Here is a 21268-nt window from a genome sequence, read left to right as displayed (position 1 = left end):
GGTGCTTTATGATTGGAGCCGCTGCTCCAGCCTGGACCATAGCGGCAGGTAGCATAACGGCAATGCCCCAAGCGAGCAGACCACATTGAAGATTGTCTGGGCGTGGGCGAGCTGTGCGGCGGGACCGCCGCCGATCCAGGCGGCGAGGCTCTGCAGCGGCCCTATAAAGGGCAGGAACAGCAGTGCGCCGCCGACGTTAAGCGCCACATGCGACCAGGCGACGAACACCCCGGAAGGCGAGCCGCCGATTGCGGCAATTACGGCGGTGACACAGGTTCCGACATTTGCGCCAAGCACGATGGCGATGCCCAGCTCCGGCGGCATCACGCCGGTGGAAGCCAAGCCCATCGCCATCCCGATCACCGCCGCGCTGCTGTGCAGCATTGCGGTCAGACAGGCTCCGGCGGCAAGCCCCCAGAGAGCGCTTGTGGCAGCATGGCCAAGGAACCAGCGGAACAGTCCGCTGGCTTGCAGCGCGGGGCTGATCGACTGCATGACGGCGATGCCCCATAGGACAAGCGCGAAGCCGGCCACCGCCAGGCTGATGAACTGGAGCGGCCCGGAGATTTTACGGCAGGCTTCTGCCGCCTGCCAGGAGTAGGGCGGCAGCTCGCCGATCATGACTGCCGCGGCCCAGACGCAGAGCGAGGCAGCCAGCAGCGGCGTGGCCATCGTGCTGATCTGCAGTCCAATCAGCTCGGTGGTTAAGCAGGTGCCGATGTTGCTGCCGAGAATGATGCCCAGGGTCCGGGCATAGGTAAGCAGGCCGGCATTGACCATGCCGATGGTCAGTACCGTGACGGCAGTACTGCTCTGCAGCAGTGCCGACAGCAGACTGCTGGCTATGAGGCCTTTTACTGGCGTAGATGTGGCCTTATGCAGGCCTCGGGATAGCAGGGGTCCAGCAAGCCGCGACAGCGCGGCTTCCATAACCTTCATGCCGGCAAGAAAGATAACTAGACCATATATAATAGGGAACAGCAGGTCGCGGATCATAAGGATAGGCTCCTTTGAACGGGGGTTGTACACCAATATATGAAAGCATTGCAGTGGACATGTATGAAATCATTAACTAGAACAGGGAGTTGAAGTCATTGGCATCGGTTATTCTGGAACGAAACCGCAAGAAAAGACTGGAGCAGGGTCATCCGTGGGTCTACGCCAGCGAGGTGGCCTCGGTGGACGGAGAACCGCAGGCAGGCGGATTGGTGGATGTGCTTAATCACCAGGGGCGTTTTTTGGGTGCAGGTTATTATAATCCGGCTTCGCAAATCCGGGTGAGAATTCTCTCTCAGAGTCCGCTGGCCATCATGGATACGGCCTTTTTCGCGGAGCGGTTCTCAAGCTGCCTGCAGCATCGGGAACGTTTTCTGCCGGGAGCAGACGCGTACCGGTTTGTGTACGGCGAAGCTGATTTTCTGCCCGGCCTGATTATTGACCGTTTCGGCGAGATTCTTGTCGTTCAGCTCTTGACGCTGGGCATGGATCTGCGCCGCGCAGAGATTGTCGAGGCACTGGTTCAAGTGATGAATCCACGCGGGATTTATGAGCGCAGTGATGTTACTGTCCGGGAGCTGGAGGGTTTGGAGCAAAGAACCGGAGTGCTCTACGGGGAATGTCCGCGCCACATTACTGTAAGCGAGAACGGTCTGAAGGTAATCGTGGATATCGAGGAAGGCCAGAAGACGGGCTACTTTTTCGACCAGCGCGAGAATAGAGCCTCCATCGCTCCGCTGATCAAAGGCTGGGGCGGCCGCAGCGGAATTACGCTGCAGGAGCTCGAGACGGATGAAGGTCTCGTTCAGACCCTGCCGGTGAACAAAAGCGGCAAGCCGGTCACCTTCCCGTATTGGGACGGTGCGACAGTGCTGGAATGCTTCGCGCATACGGGCAGCTTCACACTGCATGCCTGCAAATACGGAGCCAAAAAGGTTACCTGCCTCGACGTATCCGCCCACGCGATCGAAAGCGCCAAGGCCAATGTGGAACTGAACGGATTCACAGACCGTGTGGAATTTGTGGTGGATGATGCTTTTGCTTTTCTGCGCAATCAGGTTAAAGGGCTGGAAGAGCGGACGGAGCGGGCAACCGGTGCAGTGGAGGCTAAGACGGGAGCCAAGCCGGCGGCCAAGGCCGATACGGCGAAGCCGATGACCGCTGGCGGCGGACGCACATGGGATGTCGTCATTCTGGATCCGCCGGCGTTTGCCAAAACCAAAAGTGCTGTTGCCGGTGCCTGCCGTGGTTACAAGGATATTAACCTGCACGGCATGAAGCTGGTCAATGAGGGCGGTTATTTGGTGACGGCAAGCTGCTCTTACCACATGCAGCCGCAACTGTTCCTGGATACTATTGCCGAAGCGGCGAAGGATGCCGGTAAGGTCCTGAGACTGATTGAATGGCGGGCCGCGGGGAAAGACCATCCGCAAATTCTCGGTGTCGACGAAGGTCATTATCTGAAATTTGCCATTTTCGAAGTGCGCAGCAAGAAATAACGAACCCGGCCCATAGGCCAGCTCTGGGGGAGTCTCTGTAAAGAGGCTCTTTTTTTCATTTTTCATTGATAATCATTCTGGCGTTCTCTTCTGAGGAAGAGGCGGCCCGGTGGCTGGAACCGCTGCAGATGAAGAAAGGGGAGGGAAGCGAAGCTGGACCATGCTTAGTTGTGAATATTACCGTGAATGATCAAGAGACTGAAGCAGCTTAAAAACGCGGCAGTCTCTTTGTGCTGTACATGCGGATATCCATCCGCTGAAACTTGAAAACAATGGCAAACGTATGTTCCGTTTGGAAGAGATATGCTATAATGTTGGGACGGATTCATCAACTGGGTTGAGAAATTTGATACCGGTTGTATTCATAGATTTGGCCACGGAAGGAGTCTACTGCAATGACGGTAAACTTTTTGATAGGCCGCTCGGGCAGCGGCAAGACAACAAGAATATGGGAAACGGTATCCTCAAAGCTGGAGTCTGAACCGCTGGGCGCACCGATCATTGTACTTGTTCCGGAGCAGGGCTCGTTCGGGGCGGAGAGAGGCCTGCTGGCAGCAGGCAGCGTGAAGGGCAGCATCCGGGCCCAGACCTTGAGCTTCTCGCGGCTTGCATTCCGGGTGAAGCAGGAGACCGGGGGCAGCGCCAGTCTGCCCATCAGCGAAGAAGGCAAAAAAATGCTGATATACAAGATCATCAACCGGCGCAAGGAAGAGCTGAAGCTGTTCGGCGCTTCAAGCGACAGACCGGGCTTTGTGGAACGGCTCAGCGCACTGCATACTGAGCTGAAACGCTGCTGCCTGGGCGCTTCCGATCTGGAAGAACAGCTGGCAAGAATGCGTGAGGCCATAGGAAGCAGTCCGATTCTGGCCGGCAAGCTGGATGATCTGCATATCGTATTCAGCGAGTTGGAGCAGGAAATGTCACAGCTGTATATAGATCAGGAAGACCGGCTGGCTGAACTGGCGGAGCATATTGCGGATTCCTCTTACATAAGAGAAGCCGAGATCTGGGTAGACGGGTTCCATGGTTTTACCCCGCAGGAATTTATGGTGCTGCGCGAACTGATGCAGCATGCATCAGGGGTGACAGTGGCCCTTACGCTTGACCGGATTTATCCAACGGGGCTGCAGCCGCATGAACTGGAGCTGTTTCATCCCTCCGCAGTTACGTATATCAAGCTGCGCGGGATGGCTGAAGAGCTGGGCCTTGCGGTCTGGGACGAGCTGCTGGCGCCGCCTGTGCTTCCGCGATTCGCCGGTAGTCCGGCCTTAGCTCACCTGGAGCGCGGATTTCACCGCCGCAGCCGCTGGAGCGGCGATATCGGGCAGGCTGCGGAAGCCATCACGATCAGCGCTGCAGTCTCCCGTAGAACAGAGGTCGAGGGCGCGCTGCGTGAAATGATCAGGCTGGCCCGGGATGAAGGGGCGGAGTACGGCGAGATGGCTGTATTCATGCGCAACATTTCAGATTATGAGCAGCTGATTACTCCGTTGTTTCAAGACTATGGCGTCCCGTTCTTCCTGGACCAGAAGGTGAATGAGCTGCATCATCCGCTGGTGGAATTTATACGGTCCGCACTTGATGTGGTGCGCCGCCGCTGGCGGTATGAGGATGTGTTCCGCTGTGTGAAGACCGAGCTTCTGCTTCCGCTTGACGGCAGTATTACCCGCGAGGATATGGACGGGCTGGAGAATTATGTGCTGGCCTGCGGCATCCATGGATACCGCTGGACCGATGGACGTTCCTGGAAAGGAATCCCCAGTCTTTCGCTGGAAGGCAGCCGGATTGTGGATGAGGAGCTGCTTCTGAAAATGGAGCGGTGCCGGGAGTGCATTACTGGTCCGCTGTATGCTTTTGAGAAAAGAGTCAAGAAAAGCCGCAGCGGGCTGGAGCTATGTACAGCGGTGTACCTGCTGCTCCGGGAGTCAGATACCGCCCGGAAGCTGGAGAAGCTGAGCAGAGAGGCGCTTGAACTGGGACAGCCGGAACGTGCGCGGGAACATAGCCAGTTATGGGATGCAGTGCTCGATTTACTGGATCAGATCGCGGAAATGATGGGATCAGAGAGAATGGAATTTGAGCTGTTTGCCGGGGTGCTGGAGACCGGACTCAGCGAGCTTAAGATGGGTTTGGTTCCGCCTGCTCTGGATCAGGTGCTGGTCGGAAGCATGGACCGGACGAGGGTTTCAGGTGTGAAATATGCTTTCCTGCTGGGATTCAACGAAGGGGTTGTCCCTGCACAGTTCAAAGAGGATGGCATCCTGTCCGAGGGAGAACGGCTGCTGCTGGAGAACAGCGGAATGGAGCTGGCTCCGGGATCCTCACGCAAGCTGCTCGATGAGCGCTTCCTGATCTATGGCGCGCTGACAACGGCCAGCACTAGACTGTGGATCAGCTATGCCACAGCCGATGAAGAGGGCAAAGCGCTACTGCCTTCGGAAATCATCCGCCAGCTGCATGGCATGTTCCCGGATGCTTTGCAAGAACGGTCCCTTTCCGGGTTCCCCGCAGCAGTATCTCCTGACGAAACCGATGCAGGTGAAGCTTTGCATCTGGGCTTTGTGGGGCATCCCGGACAAAGTCTGCGCATGCTGATTATGCAGCTGCGCCAGTGGCGGCAGGGAGTGGAAATCCCCGGACTGTGGTGGGATGTCTATAACTGGTTCGCGGAGGATGAGCATTGGAGTCCGAAGCTGCAGCAGCTGCTGGGTTCGCTGTTCTACCGCAATGACGGCATTCCGCTCAAGCGGGAGACCAGCCTCCGTCTATACGGAGGCAGAACACTGCGCGGCAGCGTGTCGCGTATGGAGAAGTTCGTTGCCTGCTCCTTCTCCCATTTTGCTTCATACGGCTTAAGGCTGAAAGAACGCCAGCTCTATAAGCTGCAGGCGCCGGACATTGGACAGCTCTTCCATGCCGCGCTCAGCGATATGGCCAAGCGGCTGCAGGAGCAGGGCCGCGGCTGGGGGAGCTTGACGGCTGAGGAGTGCCGCCGGGAAGCCGGAGAGACAGTAGACAAGCTGTCACCGCTTCTGCAGGGCGAAATTCTGATGAGCAGCAAACGCTACGGCTACATTTCCCGCAAACTGAAGAATATTGTCGGCCGCGCTTCCGTGATCCTCGGCGAGCATGCCCGCCGGGGCAGCTTCGAGCCGGTGGGGCTGGAGCTGGATTTTGGCCCGGGTAAAGATCTCCCGCCGCTGAGAATTACATTGCCTAACGGCTGTGTAATGGAGGTGGTGGGCCGGATTGACCGTGTTGATATGGCCGAAGGAGAGCATGGAGTTCTGTTGCGGGTTATTGACTATAAATCAAGCCAGAAGGATCTTAAGCTGCATGAGGTGTACTATGGGCTGTCGCTGCAGATGCTGACTTATCTCGATGTGCTGCTCACCTATTCCGAGCAGTGGCTGGGCAAGGCTGCGCTTCCGGCAGGAACCCTTTATTTCCATGTGCATGATCCGCTGCTTTCGTCGCCAAACGGGTTGAACCGTGAGCAGGCGGAGCAGGAGCTTCTGAAACGGTTCAAAATGAAGGGTCTGCTGACTGCGGACCGTGAGGTCGTTTCACTAATGGATACTACGCTCGATAAAGGGCATTCCTCAATTGTGCCGGTAGCGCTGAAGAGCGACGGCAGCTTTTACAGCAGCGCCTCTGTAGCCACGCCTGAGCAGTGGGGGCATTTGCTGTCCTCGGTGCGCAGCAATATTTCCGATATCGGGACGCGGATTACTGAAGGCGATGTGGCGATTCAGCCCTACCGGATTCAGCAGGAAACAGCCTGCACGTTCTGTTCCTTCCGGCCGGTATGCCAGTTTGATGAGGCTGTGGAGGGCAATGGCTATAACAATCTTGCCAAGCCGGGCAAAGACGTGATTTGGGATCTGCTGTCCCATAAAGGAGGAGAGAAGCCATGAGCATTAGAGCTGAAATAGAGGCCAAGCCGGAAGGCAGCCTGTGGAGCGATGATCAATGGCGCGCTATTGCCGAGAGCGGCGATGATATTCTGGTTGCGGCAGCGGCAGGCTCCGGCAAAACAGCCGTACTGGTCGAGCGGATCATCCGCAAAATCAGCAACGAGGAGAACGGCTTCAGCGTGGACCGTCTGCTGGTGGCCACCTTCACGAAGGCGGCAGCCTCCGAGATGCGGCAGCGGATCCGCGAGGCACTGGAGCGGAAGCTGGAGGAGCAAGAGGGTGCGGAAGAGGGCGGAGCAGCGGGCCATGACTACTTGCGCCGCCAGCTTGCTTTGTTGGGGAGAGCGTCGATCACGACCCTGCACTCCTTTTGCCTGGAAGTTATCCGGCGTTATTATCAGCAGATCCCCATTGACCCCGGATTTCGGATTCTGAATGAGCATGAGGCAGAGATGATGCGTCAAGAGCTGCTGGAGGAGCTGCTGGAAGAGAAATACGGTGAGGTCTCCGAAGACGGAGAAGATGGCATTTTTGTAAAGCTTGCAGACTGGTTCAGCGGCGAGCGTACCGATGATGCGGTGCATGCGCTGGTCCAGCGGCTGCATGATTTTGCCCGCAGCCATCCCTGGCCGGCACAGTGGCTGAGGGATACTGCGGCTGATTTCTCGCTGCCGGACACGGAAGCTCTGAGCCGCACGGCTTGGGTGCAGAGTATTCTTGCCGAGGCGAAGCTTACGCTGGACGGAGCGGCCAGCCAGCTTATTCAGGGGCATGAAATCGCCTTGCAGCCCGGCGGACCGGCTCCCTATGCGGAGAGTCTGACTGCGGATCTGGAAATGGTCCGGGCGCTGCAGGATGATCTGCTAAATAAATCCTGGGCAGAGCTCTATAATATTTTCATAGAGATATCCTTTGGAAAGCTTAAGGCTTGCAAGAAGGATGCAACCGACCCCGGACTGCAGGAGACGGTCAAGGAGCTGCGGGACAATGTGAAGAAGAGCCTGCTGGAGCTGCAAAAATCGCTGTTTGGGCGGCCAGCCGAGGTTTTTCTGGCGGAGCTGCATGAGGCGGCTCCGCTGATGCAGGAGCTCGCTGAGACGGTCATCGAGTTCGGTGAACGTTACCGGATTGAGAAAGCAGGCCGCGGTCTGGTCGATTTCAGCGATCTGGAGCATTACTGCCTGCAGATTCTGCGCCATCCTGATTCTGTGCCGGGCCATTCGCTGCCATCGGATGCGGCAATGGAATATCGCGAGCAGTTCGACGAGGTACTGCTGGATGAATACCAGGATACGAACAGCGTACAGGAAGAGATCGTACGGCTTATCTCCCGCGAATCGCCGGGCAACCGGTTTATGGTCGGCGACATGAAGCAGAGTATTTACCGCTTCCGCCTGGCGGAGCCGGGGCTGTTTCTGGACAAGTATCTCAGCTTTGGTGCGTCAAATAACGGAGCTGCCCGAGAAGGGATTCCCGGAGATGAGGAAGAGCAGGGCGGAGAAGCTGCTGCCCGGGGCTCGGTGATCGATCTGGCGCGTAATTTCCGCAGCCGGATGGAAGTTGTGAATGCCGTCAATATGATTTTCCGCCAGATCATGAACAGGACCGTTGCAGAGATCAGCTACGATGAACGTGCCGAGCTGGTCTACGGGGCGAATTTCCCGGGAGCGGAGGAGAACCGTCCGGATACTTATTTTGCGCCGGAGCTGCTGCTGATTGACCGGGGGACTGCACCGGCGGGCCGCATGGAGGAAGCCGCTGAAGACGGGGAGCTTCCTCCCCAGGAGAGCGAAGCCATCGAGAGCGAGACGGCGCAGCTGGAAGCGCGGGCCATCGCCCGGCGTATCTCGCAGATGACCGGGATGACTGGCGGTGCGCCGCTGCTTATCTATGACAAGTCCTTGCGTATCATGCGTCCTGTAGTGTACGGCGACATCGTTATTTTGCTGCGTTCTGCGCGGATATGGACACCGCTGATGATCGAGGAGCTCCGCCTGGAAGGCATTCCGGCCTACGGCGATCAGAACAAGGGGTATTTCCAGGCAACGGAAGTGGAAATTGCCCTGTCGCTGCTGCAAGTAGTGGATAATCCCCGTCAGGATATTCCGCTGGCGGGGGTGCTGCGCTCACCTGTAGTCAATTTAAGTGAGGAAGAGCTGGCGATGGTTCGTCTATGCAGCCCGGGTTCTTTCTATGATGCCCTGATGGCGGCTGCAGGTGACTCGCCTGCGGGCAGTACCGGTGAAGTCATTATGGCTGAACAGGAGCTTACTGCTGCGGCTGAGGTTGCTGCGGCTGTATTCCCCCATAATAACGTTCCTGCAGCTTCCGCAGAAGAATTTGAATCCGGTGGTTTAACCGGTGCACTGCAATTAGGCGGCGCCGGATGGGGAGCCGATGAAGCAGCGGTATCACAGATTCCGCCTGCACTGCGGAAGAAGCTGCAAGCTTTCACAGTATTATTAGAGGGTTGGAGAAATGCAGCCCGTCAGGGCAGTCTCAGTGCGTTGATCTGGCGCATCTACGGCGAGAGCGGCTATCTGGAATGGGTGGGCGGCCTACCCGGCGGATTTCAACGCCAGAACAATCTTAAAGCACTGTACGACCGGGCGGTGCAGTTCGAGAAGGATACCTCCGCGCGCGGATTGTTCCGCTTCCTGGTGTTTATCTCCCGGCTGCGGGAGAACGGCGGCGATCTGGGTGTTGCCGGGGGAAGCGGTGAGGAAGCCGGTGGCGTCAGAATCATGACGATTCATAAATCCAAGGGCCTGGAGTTCCCGGTTGTCTTTCTGGCCGGGATGGCTAAGCCCTTCAACCGGCAGGATCTGTATTCCCCGTTCCTGATGCACAAGGAGCTGGGCTTCGGCCCGCGGTTTGTAGAGCGGGAGACGCGTGTCAGCTATCCGACTCTCCCCTATCTGGCTATTAACCGCCGCTCGCGGCTGGAACTGCTGGCGGAGGAAATGCGTGTGCTCTACGTCGGGTTGACCCGCCCAAGAGACAAAATGATCCTCGTCGGCACAGTAAGGGATTTACCGCGTGCCGTTTCAGGCTGGACGGGTATGCAGGGCCGCGAGGAACTGCTGCTGGCTGATCATCTGCTGGCCCGGGGCCGCAGTTATCTGGATTGGGTAGGTCCCGCTTTGATCCGTCACCCCGGCGCAGCTATTCTGCGCAAGCTGGCGGGAGCGGAAGGCATTGTCTCAACGGTGCTGCATGGCGATGCTTCCAATTGGAGCATCTCTGTACAGGCTGCTTCCGGACTTGGGTCAGGTTCTTTTGCCGGCACGGAGGATGATGCTGCAAAAGGTGAAGAACGGCGGCTTGTCCAGGATGCGCTTCGCACGGGCAGTGCACTGCGTTCACTAGGAACACCGGATGAAACAGAAATCTCCGGAAGACTGAAATGGGAGTATCCATTCGCGGCAGCATCCGGCATTCCGGCCAAAACATCGGTGACGGAGCTGAAGGCCATGTTGTCTATGGAGGAACAGCCTTCCTATGACCTGCTCGAAGAAGGGTATTCTGCAAGCCGGGGTAACGGGTCTGGCCGCAGTACTGCACTGGCGGAGAGTCTCCATTTGCGGCGTCCAAAGTTTATGGAGAAGCGGGGCTTGTCAAAGGCAGAGCGTGGAACGGCGTACCATACGGTGATGCAGCATGTCCCGCTGGACGGGCCTGTGGACCGTGCTGTTCTGGAAACTGTGATTGCGCAGCTGACCCGGGTCGCCATTCTGAACACGGAGCAGGCGGAGGCGGTTGACCTTGCCGAAGTGGAGGCCTTTTACGCCGGTGAGCTTGGGCAAAGACTGCTGGGAGCATCATGGAAGCGCAGAGAGCAGCCGTTCAGTTACATGGTTCCGGCAGGCGAAGCCTACCGGGGACTTGATTATTTTGACAGAGAACTTTCTAACCTTTCAATGGACAACGGCCGCCGGACGCTTGACGAAGCAGTGCTGATTCAAGGGGTGGTTGACTGTCTGTTCCGCGAGGAGGGACGGCTGATTCTGCTGGATTATAAAAGTGATGCCGTGCTGGAGCATGAAGGCGGACTGGACGGGCTGAAGGAAAAGTACCGGTTTCAGCTGGAGCTGTACAGCAAGGCGCTGAATGATATTTTAGGCGAACCGGTCAGCGAGATTTGGCTGTACTTTTTTGACGGCGGACATGCTCTGAAACTATAAATCTACTATAGAAGATAAACTGAAAAACTAACCCAAAAGGTGAGATTGACGGAAGTTGATCTTATATCACCTATATGATAGCCGCGTGAGGGCGGGGAAAAGAGGGCGAAAATGCGCATATTGCATACGGGCGACTGGCATCTGGGCCGTACGCTGGAAGGACGGAGCCGGCAGAAGGAGCAGGAGCAGTTCATGGATGAGCTGGTGGAGATTGCCGATGACTCCAAGGCCGATCTTATTCTAATGGCGGGGGATGTTTATGATTCAGTCAACCCTCCGGCTGCGGCGGAGCAGCTGTTCTATGATGCTGCAGCCAGACTGACGGCGAACGGCAGGCCGCTTGTTGTCATCTCCGGCAATCATGACCAGCCGGAGCGGGTAGCTTCCGTGTCTCCGCTTGTGCGCAGACAGGGCATCACCCTGGTGGGACTGCCTACCTCGGAGCCGGTGACGGTACATGCCGTCCGGACCGGTGAAGTTGCCAAAATCGCTGCACTTCCCTATCCCTCCGAAGCCCGCCTCGGGGAGCTGCTCGCCGGGGACAGCGGTGAGGATGAACTCCGGCTGGCCTACAGTGCGCGGGTAGGCAAGCTGATGAAGCTGCTCGGCCGGGAGTTTACACCGCAGACGGTGAATCTGGCCATGAGCCATATCTATGTGCTCGGAGGCGTGGAAAGCGATTCGGAGCGCCCCATTCAGGTAGGAGGAGCGTATACGGTAGATCCTTCGGCTTTGTCCTGCGGTGCGCAGTATACGGCGCTCGGACATCTGCACCGCGCCCAGCGGGTCAAAGGCGAGGGCATGATCCGCTACAGCGGCTCACCGCTGGCCTACAGCTTCTCCGAAGCGGGCCAGGCCAAATCGGTGACGATGATTGATGTGGCACCGGGCGGGGAGCCTTCCTTTGAGGAAATCTATCTCCGCTGCGGCCGTCCGCTGGTGAACTGGAAATCTTCCGGCGGACTGCAGGAGGTGTATGGCTGGCTTGATGAAGGCAGGGATGCCTCCGCCTTTATCGATCTGGAGCTACGCCTTAGCGAAGCGATGTCGATGAATGATATTCAGCGGCTCCGCAAATCACGGGAAGGGATTATACATATCCGCCCGATTTATCCGCAGATGGAGCATGAGCTGGAGGAAACCTCCCGTTCACGGATGCCGGTCCAGGAGCTGTTCCGCAAGTTCTACCAGCGGCAGACCGGCGGTGCGGAGCCGGAGGACAGCCTGATTGAGCTGTTCCTTGAACTGACGGAAGAAGAACGGCGCCAGCCGGAGGAAGGGGAGGAGAACTAGGTGAAGCCGATTCTATTAAAAGTATCCGGGCTGCAAAGCTATCGGGAGCAGCAGGAGATTGATTTTGCGAGTCTGACAGAAACCGGGCTGTTCGGGATCTTCGGACCGACCGGCAGCGGGAAATCCAGTCTGCTGGACGCTATTACATTAGCGATGTACGGCAAGGTGGAACGGGCAGTGAACGGAACGCAGGGAATTATGAACCATTCCGAGGATCAGCTCAGTGTAGCTTTCACCTTCGAGCTCACTTCCTCCGCCGGTGTCCGGCGTTACCGGGTGGAGCGAAAATTCAAACGGACCGGGGAGCAGTCCATCAGCAATACAATCAGCCGGTTCATCGAGGTCACGGAAGACGGAGACCAGGTTATGGCTGACAAGCTGGCGGATGTTACCCGCTGTGTAGAAGAGCATATCGGGCTGAAAATGGATGATTTCACCCGTGCGGTGGTTCTGCCGCAAGGCAAATTTGCCGAGTTCCTGTCGCTGCGGGGTGTGGACCGCAGGCAAATGCTTCAACGGCTCTTTCACCTGGAGCAGTACGGCGACCAGTTGGCCCTCAAGCTCAGCCGCCGGGTCAAGGAGAACGAGGCGGCGCTGCGGGCGCTTGAAGCGGAGCAGCAGGGCCTTGGCAGTGCAGGGAAGGCGGATGTAGAGGCCGCAGCGGAGCGGCTGCAGGAAGCGGTCCGCCATGCGGAGGAATGCCGCAAGAAGCTGGAGGCGGCTATGCAGCTTGCCGAGCGCTTCGCGAAGATCCGCGAGCTGCAGGAGGACCGTATCCGCCGTGAGCGGCGGCGGCAGGAATTGCTGTTGCAGGAGGAGAACGTCCTCCTGCTGGAGCAAAAGCTTGTCAAGGCTGACGAAGCCGAGAAGCGGCTGCCTGTGCTGAAGGCGTGGCGAAGCGCCGAGGACGCCTGGCGGAGCCGGCTCGCTGTTGCCGAGAGCCGGGAGACCTTGGCAACCGCCGCCGAGCATGAGGCGGCGGGGCTTGCTGCGGCCGAGGCTGCGGCGCAGGCTGCGCTGGCCGCGGAGGAGCCGGCCCTCCGGCAGGGGGCCGATACCTACCGCCGCGCGCTGGAGCTCGAAGCCGAGCTCAGCGAACTGCGGCGCGAGCGCGCTGCGGTGCAGGCGCGCCAAGGCGAGGCCTCCCGCGGGCTGGCTGCCCGGCGGGAGAGCATGGCCCGGGAGCGTGAGCTTTTGGCCAAGGGCCAAAAGCGCCAGCAGGAGCTGCAGCAAAGCCTGCAGCCGCTTGCGGTCCGCTCCCAGGAGCGGCAGTCTCTGCAGGAAGCGATGCAGAGACTGCAGGAACTGCGCTCCGCCGAGTCCCAGTGGGAGACGGCGGAGCGGGAGCGCCGCGAGCGCGCGGCGGTGCTCGCGGCGGCAGAGGCGCGGCTGGCCGCAGCCGAAGCCCGGCAGCAGTCGCTGGCCGCAGCCCGCGGGGAGCACATTGCTGCGGCTGCGCTGCACCAGGAGGAGCTGCGGGCTGCGGAAGCCGCGGCAAGAAATGCTGCCGAGCGCCTGGAGCTGCACGGCGGCACGCTGGAGTCGGCGTTGAAGGAGCAGGAGCTGCACAGGCTCTCGCTTACCCTAGCCCGTGAGCTGCAGGACGGGCAGCCTTGCCCGGTCTGCGGCAGCGAGCATCATCCCTTGCCTGCGTTGTCCCAGGACAACGGCGGGCGGGAAGGGCTGGAAACCCAGCTCCAGCATATCCGTGCGCTTGAACGGCGCGCGCTGGAAGCCCGCCATCTGTTCCGCAGCCTGCTGGAGCAGGATGGTGCATGGCTGGAACAGATTTATGGTGAAGGAGTTATAGGCGACGCTCTGAAAACACCTGCGGCTGCAGGACTGGAGCAGGACGGCACGGATGCCTCTATGCATTCAGCTTCCGCCGGGATCATTCCGGATGAAATGTCCTTATCCGGGCTGGAGGCGCAGCATGTAGCCCTGAAAGCACGCTCCGGCGAGCTGCGCCGGGGAGCAGCGGAATGGCAGCGGGGGATGCAGGAACAGCAGCAACTGTGCCACCAGGAAGCGGCTGCGGCCACTGCCGAGACGGCCTGGGTGGAAGGGCTTGCCGCCAAGGCTGGCGAGCTTGCCGCCCGGTTGAGCACCTTGCGCCAGGAATGGGCGCGGCTGTTCCCTGAACTGGCTGCGGATGAGGCTGAGAATGCCTATCGCGGGATGCTGGCAAAGGACGAACAGGCCGAGGAAATCAGAGGCCGGCTCGACATCAGCGTGAAGTTTCTTGAGGAGAAGGGCAATGCTGTACAAGTTCTGCAGGAAGAGATTGCCGGGCTGGATAAAGAGCTTGCTCAATGGAATGCCCAACTGGAAGGCAAAGAAGCACTCGAGCGCGAGAAGGAGCAGCGTTTGCTCCAGTGGACAGGGGGCCGTTCCGCCGCCGCCTTGCTGGAGGAATGCGAGCGGCGTCTTCAGGAGCTGCAGGCGGCACTGGACAATAATAAACAAAGGCACCGGCAGGCAGCGGACAAGGCGCAGCACGAGGTGAAGGAGGCGGCCATTGCCCGCCAGGCGGCGGAATCAGCGTGTGAGCATAGCGCTGCGGCCGCGGCCCACTGGGAGGAGAGCCTGAACTCTTCTCCGTTTGCTTCCGCCTCTGAGGTTGAAGGGGCGGCGCTCATGCCGGAAGAACGCAGCGGAGCCGCTGCCCGTATTCGGGCTCACCGGGAGGAAGAAGCGGAAGTGACGCTGCAACTGCGGAGCATCGAAGAGAAGCTGTCCGGAGCCTCCTTAAGCACTGAGGAATGGCAGGAGAGCCAGTCTGCCCTGCAGACATGCAAGGAAGACGATGAACGCTCGCTGCAGAGCCGTGCGCGCGCAGACCGTGATCTTGAGGATCTGCAACATCGCCATATCCGCTGGATGGAGCTCGAAGGTCAGCGTAAGGAGCATGCGGCGCAGCAGGACCGGCTGTCCAAGCTACAGGCTGTGCTGCGCGGCAATGCCTTTGTGGAATATATCGCCGAAGAACAGCTGATGCAGGTGTGCCAGGCTGCTTCACAGCGGCTGCGGTTCCTGAGCAAGCAGCGTTACGCACTGGAGGTTGACTCTGGAGGCGGCTTTGTTATCCGCGATGATGGCAATGGAGGAGTCAGACGTCCGGTCTCGACGCTATCTGGCGGAGAAACCTTCCTGACCTCCCTCTCACTGGCGTTGGCCTTATCGGCACAGATTCAGCTGCGGGGTCAGTATCCGCTGCAATTCTTTTTCCTTGATGAGGGCTTTGGTACTCTTGATCCGGATTTGCTGGATACCGTCATTACCTCACTCGAAAGATTGCATAATGACCAGCTGTCCGTCGGGATCATCAGCCACGTTCCTGAGCTCCGGGCGCGACTGCCGCGCAAGCTGATAGTAGTGCCTGCAGAGCAGGGCGGGGGCGGTTCGCGTATTCTTTTGGAGAAAATGTGAAAGCGGGTTGAAGGTGTGATGACAGTCACAGATACACTTTCAACCCCCTGTTATAATACAGCTAAGCCGACATCATTTTGAAACACCTCGGCGGACGTATGACCGGGAAATCCTCCTTTTCATACGCCCGCCGCCGAATCAGCTTTTTAAGCTGGTAGGGTGTTTCTTTTTTTTTGCTTTTTTTAGGAGTCTGATGGCTCCCGAAGTTCGAGATCCCTGTCAGATATGCGATTAGATTAAGCTATCATTACCTTGTTCCCCTGTACCGAACCCGCAACTACACATAGAGCAGCACCTCAGCAGTGCCTTTTTGACAACGATTACTTTGTATGATGATCACCCTGAATGTTGGATGCGGAAGATTTGGACAAACAGAATACACTTTTCCTGTATCTGATACAGATAAGCGGGATATAAAGCTCCACATAAATATATATGACTGGGCAGATAGATACCTCCGGGGTTGGCCACAAGCGAAATAAATAAAACAATGCCTCCCTGTTTGCCAGCAGCTAACACTGTCTATAATACAGCCATGGCGATAAGCAGAGTTCTGTATTATCCCTAGCACATTTCCACTAAGCAATGTCCCAATCCTTGTTCGAGCTATCCTCTTGCTTGCGTGTGTATTCATTTCATTTAACTGATGATATGATCTTTTTCCGGCTTCCCCGCGTTGTATTATTGTTGTGCCGCTTTCGTAATCCATGATTATCCTGTATGATTAGAGAACATAAAAACAAATTGTGGCGAAGAAGGCCGGTCTGAGAATTACTACGGAAGTATCGCTCCACAAACTTTTAGGAGGAAGCGTTGTATGGAAACTGTCTTTAGCAAGATTATTGAAGGCTCAATCCCTTCCAAAAAAGTGTTCGAGAACGAGCGGATACTGGCATTCTACGATATTGAGCCTGCCGCACCGGTGCATGTGCTGATTATCCCTAAGAAGTTCATCGCGTCGATGAATGATGTCACGGCTGAAGATCTGCCTCTGATCGGTGAGATTCACGCTGTAGCGCAGCAAATTGCTATTCAGCTCGGAATTGCGGAGACAGGCTACCGTCTGATCAACAATTGCGGTCCGGACAGCGGACAAGCCGTGCCTCATCTTCATTATCATTTGCTTGGCGGTGCCAAACTGGGCGCACTTGTCGGCAATTCCGCATCACATGCTTAGCAGATATTTCAAATTCTGATAACCTGCCTAAAAAAAGAATAACACGAAGGTTGACACCTTATTTCGGTTTGACCTATAATGAAATATGATGAACCGTGTTATGCTCTTGGACGGTCTGGTCGGAGGGAGGGAAAACTGGTGTCTGAAACGAAAGTTCGTAAAAACGAGACAATTGATGCTGCACTTCGTCGCTTTAAACGTTCCATCGCTAAAGATGGTGTCTTGGCTGAGGTGAAGAAACGTAAGCATTATGAGAAGCCAAGCGTAAAGCGCAAGAAGAAGTCTGAGGCTGCTCGTAAGAGAAAGTTTTAGGAGGATTACCCACGCATGAATCTTAGCGAACGATTAAACGAAGATATGAAGCAAGCGATGAAGAGTAAGGACAAGTTCACACTCTCCACCATTCGAATGGTTCGTTCTACAATAAAGTATCTTGAAATAGATTTGAAGAGAACATTAGACGACAACGAAGTGCTTGATATCCTTAGTCGTGAAATCAAACAGCGCAAAGATGCCCTCCAAGAATTTGAATCAGCGGGTCGCGACGAGCTTGCCGCGAGTACGAAGGCAGAAATCGAGATTATCATTAAGTATCTTCCCGAGCAGCTTTCCGAAGAAGAAATTAAAGTGATTGTACAGCAGACCATCCAGGAAACCGGTGCTTCTTCGAAAAGTGAAATGGGTAAGGTCATGAGCGCACTGATGCCTAAGGTCAAAGGTCGCGCCGATGGTAAACTCGTGAACCAGGCGGTTCTGCAATTTCTGCAATAATATAACGCTAGCACCCCTTGAATAAAGGGGTGTTTTTCATTGTCGGTGGATAAAATGAAGGGAGAAAGTAAAGCGCAGCTTACTTCCTCCCTTTTTTTGTTGCTCCGCCCTGTTTTCGGTAATGTGTTCCTGATCAGACCCGACGATTGTTTGAAACATATTTCAGGGAATGGCGTACTAAGGATTATGTGCTGAAGTTATTTTTAGAGAAAGGAGGTTTACAAGTGAAAAAAATCCGTAAAATTGCCTTTTCGGGCATAGTCACCGTCCTGCTGCTGATGCTCTTGACGCCGTTTGCAGCTTACACGCAAGCAGAGGGGACCTCTTCGGCTGCAGGAGGAACGGCTGCGGAAAAGCCGAAGGGCGGGCCGGTGTTCATTATTCCGGTTGACCAGGAGATTGAACGCGGACTGCAAAGCTTTTTGGAGCGGGGATTTGAGGAGGCGGCAAAATACGGGGCGGTTCTGATTGTATTGGAGATTGATACACCAGGGGGACTTGTCGACTCTGCGGAACAAATCGGGCAGATGGTCAGGGACAGTGAAATTCCTACAGCTGCTTATATTAAAGGAGATGCTGCATCTGCCGGCAGTTATATTGCCCTAAACGCCAACTCAATTATTATGAAGCCCGGAAGTATGATCGGAGCTGCATCGCTGGTGGATATGAACGGAAAAAGCGTGGACGACGCAAAGATGGTATCCTACTGGAAATCCAAGATGGTTGGCGCCGCTTCACTGAACGGGCGTGATCCGGAGATTGCTGCAGGAATGATGGATGTGAACCTTGTCGTGAACAAGCCTGAACTCGGGGTGAACAAAGCGCAAGGCCAAATAATTGCCTTGACCAGCAATGAAGCGGTGAAAGCCGGATATGCCGATTATCTTGCCGATACGCCGGAAGAGGCCATCACTTTGTTAGGTTATTCCACAGACGACATTTTTCGCGTGGAACATACCGGAGCAGAAAAAATGTCGCATTTTCTGACAAATCCGATTATTATGACGATACTACTCTTCATCGGCATCGCCGGAATTGTCATTGAGCTGCTGGTGCCGGGCTTTGGCGCTCCGGGAATTATCGGGACGCTCGCATTTGCCCTTTATTTCTTTGGCAACTATGTGGCGGGCTTCGCTGGAGCGGAGACCTGGCTGTTGTTCATTCTGGGACTTGTCATGCTTGTGCTGGAGCTGTTTGTCCCAAGCTTCGGGATTCTGGGTTTGCTGGGCTCTGTAAGCCTTGTGGCAGGCGTCGTTCGGGCTGCTTTCAGCTTAGAGCATGCATTTTTTAATCTGGGAATAGCCTTTGCGGCAGCCACAGTAGTTATCGCCATCGTAGCTGTGGTCTTCAAGGAACGGGGCATCTGGAACCGGTTTATTCTGCGCGACAGTCTAACCAAAGAGCAGGGATTTGTTCCGGTGCTGGAGAAATTGAGTCTGATTGGTGCCTCGGGCGTCAGCATTACACCGCTTCGTCCGGCCGGAACGGCCTTGGTCGGCAATGAACGTGTGGATGTGGTAACCGAAGGGAGCTTCATCAGTTCGGGGGTTCCAGTTTCCGTGGTGAAGGTCGAGGGAGGCCGTGTGGTTGTGAAGGAATCCGAGAAATAAGCGGAGCCTGCAGCCAGTATGTTTATGAATTTTAAAAATGTAACGGAGGTTGACAAAAAGTATGGGCGAAGCGTCTTTAATTCCAATTTTGCTGATCGCAGTTGTTGTGATCATCGTACTGAGCGTGTTCTTCAGTTTCTTCCCGGTGATGCTGTGGGTTTCCGCATGGGCATCCGGCGTAAGAATCAGCATTATTACCCTGGTGGCCATGAGACTCCGCCGGGTTACTCCGAGCCGGATCGTTAATCCGCTCATTAAGGCCACCAAAGCAGGGCTTGGCCTGAATATCAATCAACTGGAAAGCCATTACTTGGCCGGCGGTAACGTCGACCGGGTTGTCAATGCCTTGATCGCCGCCCAGCGGGCGGATATTCCGCTTGAATTCACACGCGCCGCAGCCATTGATCTTGCCGGCCGCGACGTACTGCTGGCCGTACAGATGAGTGTTAATCCGCGTGTCATTGAGACGCCGATTGTCGCTGCTGTCGCCAAGAACGGTATCGAGGTTAAGGTTAAGGCGAGAGTGACCGTACGGGCGAATATCGACCGTCTCGTCGGCGGTGCCGGCGAAGAAACGATTATCGCCCGTGTTGGCGAGGGGATTGTAACAACAGTAGGTTCAAGTGACTCCCATAAGGATGTGCTGGAGAATCCGGATTCAATCTCGCGTACAGTTTTGTCCAAGGGTTTGGATTCAGGTACGGCCTTTGAAATTTTGTCCATTGATATTGCAGATATCGACGTTGGCAAGAATATCGGAGCCTATTTGCAAACTGAGCAGGCTGAAGCTGATAAAAGAATTGCACAGGCCAAGGCGGAGGAACGCAGAGCGATGGCTGTTGCCCATGAGCAGGAAATGAAAGCCCGCGTCGTTGAGATGAAGGCGCTGGTCGTCGAAGCTGAATCCCAGGTGCCGCTGGCTATGGCTGAAGCGCTGCGTGCCGGTCAACTCGGGGTCATGGATTACATGAACCTCAAAAACATTGAAGCCGATACGCAAATGCGCGGCTCGCTCGGCAAATTAAATGATGGCGATGATTCAAGCCGTCCGACCAATAAATAAGGGGATGTGAGATCCCATGAGCAGTTTGATTTATATCGCCGTAGTCATTGTGATTGCGATCTTTTCCAACATGAACAAAGCGGGGAAGAATAAACAGAAAAATGCTCCGCGCGGAGGTATGCCGACTTTTGGCGGCGGGGGGGACGCTAGTCCTCTCCGCCGTGCCCGGCAGCAGGAACGGAACCCTGAGGATGAAAGCCCGGCCCGTCAGGGCAGCGGGTTTCCTGTTCCAGGCGAGTCTTCCTATCCGGGCCAGCCTTCCGTGTCCTATGAAGAGCGTGAGTACGATTCTTCTCCTGTCTGGAAGGAGTCTCCTGAGCGGCCTTCTCCTGACTATGATACAGGTGAAGGAATGTCCCTTGAGCAATCGGGAGAAGACAGCGTACAGGCGCGTACAGAACGGATGCAGCGGGAGCTGGAACGCCTGCAGGCGTCGTTTGACGGCGTGGCAGACGCTTCAGAGGCATGGGACGCAGGGACTGCTGGTAAGAGCGGTGCTGTCTCCGCGCGATCTGCTGCCCGTCATGGTTTGGCAGATAATCGTGAATCGCTGCGGAACGGTCTGGTATGGGCTGAAATCCTTGCCCCTCCCCGTTCACGCAAACCGCATTCTTCGCGGCGTTGAGTATAGCTATGAAGTATTAAGCGGCAATCAGCCGCCGGTATTCCACCGGTGCTGATTGCCGCTTTTTTTATGAAGTCCTTCTTGGTGTTGCGGGGAGGATATGCTATTACGGAGTCAGAGCGGGAATTGTGGTCAGTTGAGTGTAGAGATACTGCTGGTTGTCCACTATTTTGCCGCCTGCGTCCACGCCTACGGTGGTAACGACTACTTCAATATCAGGGTTAGGCGTAGTTACCGAGAGCTGTACTTCGTAAACCGGAAATCCGCTGACCGGGATTGTCCTATTCGTTACCGAGCTTGGATTCAGCGAAAATGCTTGACGGGCGAGCGGTACTTTGGGTGTATTGACAGAGTTATCATCAATTGCAAACACACTTATTTCGATCGATGCGAAATCGGTAACTGCGTCATTGCTGATAAGCAGCCGGACAAATTGAGCCCGGACTCCTGTCTCCGAGCCGTTCAGAATCGGACCCGTTGTGCTGGTGAAGACTGCCATAGTAAATTCCTCCTTTCCTGTTAGATAGATTATTATATTTTGAGATTTTCATTTTGGATTGTATTTTCAACCAATTTCAAAAATACGGACTGGAGCGGGTAAGCCGAATTCTATGCTGAAATTGAAATTACAGTAGGCAGGGTGAGTTCTTCTCATAAAAATCAGCATTGCCGCATAAGGTGTACAGAAGGCAGGAAGGGGGAGA

Annotated in this window: 14 protein-coding genes; 12 read left to right on the top strand and 2 right to left on the bottom strand. The window is 56.1% G+C overall.

The genetic code is table 11. The annotated features are described in order from the left end of the window. Positions 1 to 6: 6 nt before the first annotated feature. Positions 7 to 996 (bottom strand): Na/Pi cotransporter family protein, encoded by a 990-nt coding sequence (locus NST99_RS26110; protein ID WP_341097760.1) that lies wholly within the window; start codon positions 994 to 996, stop codon positions 7 to 9. Positions 997 to 1094: 98 nt separating this feature from the next. On the opposite strand from NST99_RS26110, the gene NST99_RS26105 reads away from it, so the two are divergent. The 12 genes from NST99_RS26105 (at position 1095) to NST99_RS26050 (ending at position 20564) form a co-directional block, all read left to right on the top strand. Beyond that, positions 1095 to 2495, top strand: a complete 1401-nt coding sequence (locus NST99_RS26105) for a class I SAM-dependent rRNA methyltransferase (RefSeq protein ID WP_341095553.1) — start codon at positions 1095 to 1097, stop codon at positions 2493 to 2495. Positions 2496 to 2560: 65 nt separating this feature from the next. Then, entirely contained in the window at positions 2561 to 2707 is a 147-nt protein-coding gene (locus NST99_RS26100; RefSeq protein ID WP_341095550.1) for a hypothetical protein, read from the top strand. Between the two features lie 183 nt (positions 2708 to 2890). Beyond that, the gene (addB, locus tag NST99_RS26095) at positions 2891 to 6412 is read left to right on the top strand and encodes a helicase-exonuclease AddAB subunit AddB (protein ID WP_341095548.1); all 3522 of its coding nucleotides are present in this window, start codon (positions 2891 to 2893) and stop codon (positions 6410 to 6412) included. Continuing rightward, the gene (locus tag NST99_RS26090) at positions 6409 to 10596 is read left to right on the top strand and encodes a UvrD-helicase domain-containing protein (protein WP_341095546.1); all 4188 of its coding nucleotides are present in this window, start codon (positions 6409 to 6411) and stop codon (positions 10594 to 10596) included. Before addB ends, NST99_RS26090 begins: the two co-directional genes overlap by 4 nt. A 111-nt stretch (positions 10597 to 10707) precedes the next feature. After that, positions 10708 to 11889: an exonuclease SbcCD subunit D gene (locus NST99_RS26085; protein WP_341095544.1), complete on the top strand. Its 1182-nt coding sequence runs from the start codon at positions 10708 to 10710 to the stop codon at positions 11887 to 11889. Then, complete coding sequence (locus NST99_RS26080) at positions 11890 to 15318, top strand: AAA family ATPase (RefSeq protein ID WP_341095542.1); 3429 nt, start codon at positions 11890 to 11892, stop codon at positions 15316 to 15318. Positions 15319 to 16135: 817 nt separating this feature from the next. Further along, positions 16136 to 16495, top strand: coding sequence for a histidine triad nucleotide-binding protein (locus NST99_RS26075; RefSeq protein WP_038595438.1), 360 nt, complete (start codon positions 16136 to 16138; stop codon positions 16493 to 16495). A 138-nt stretch (positions 16496 to 16633) separates the two neighbouring features. Further along, positions 16634 to 16807: a 30S ribosomal protein S21 gene (gene rpsU, locus NST99_RS26070; RefSeq protein WP_005547957.1), complete on the top strand. Its 174-nt coding sequence runs from the start codon at positions 16634 to 16636 to the stop codon at positions 16805 to 16807. A 15-nt stretch (positions 16808 to 16822) separates the two neighbouring features. Beyond that, positions 16823 to 17266 (top strand): GatB/YqeY domain-containing protein, encoded by a 444-nt coding sequence (locus NST99_RS26065; protein ID WP_036683862.1) that lies wholly within the window; start codon positions 16823 to 16825, stop codon positions 17264 to 17266. 278 nt (positions 17267 to 17544) lie between these two features. Continuing rightward, a complete protein-coding gene (locus tag NST99_RS26060) occupies positions 17545 to 18876 on the top strand; it encodes an NfeD family protein (protein WP_341097759.1) in 1332 nt (443 codons plus the stop codon). Positions 18877 to 18937: 61 nt separating this feature from the next. Then, on the top strand, positions 18938 to 19939 hold the full coding sequence (floA, locus tag NST99_RS26055) for a flotillin-like protein FloA (protein ID WP_038595434.1): 1002 nt from the start codon (positions 18938 to 18940) through the stop codon (positions 19937 to 19939). A 16-nt stretch (positions 19940 to 19955) separates the two neighbouring features. Beyond that, positions 19956 to 20564, top strand: a complete 609-nt coding sequence (locus NST99_RS26050; protein ID WP_341095539.1) for a hypothetical protein — start codon at positions 19956 to 19958, stop codon at positions 20562 to 20564. A 106-nt stretch (positions 20565 to 20670) separates the two neighbouring features. On the opposite strand, the gene NST99_RS26045 is transcribed toward NST99_RS26050, so the two are convergent. Further along, complete coding sequence (locus tag NST99_RS26045) at positions 20671 to 21063, bottom strand: hypothetical protein (protein ID WP_341095537.1); 393 nt, start codon at positions 21061 to 21063, stop codon at positions 20671 to 20673. Positions 21064 to 21268 lie beyond the last annotated feature (205 nt).

It is taken from the genome of Paenibacillus sp. FSL L8-0470 (assembly GCF_038008625.1).
Taxonomy (GTDB): domain Bacteria; phylum Bacillota; class Bacilli; order Paenibacillales; family Paenibacillaceae; genus Paenibacillus_AQ.
The sequence above is the reverse complement of the archived record's forward strand: the minus strand, read 5'-3'. Positions and strand labels throughout refer to the sequence as shown.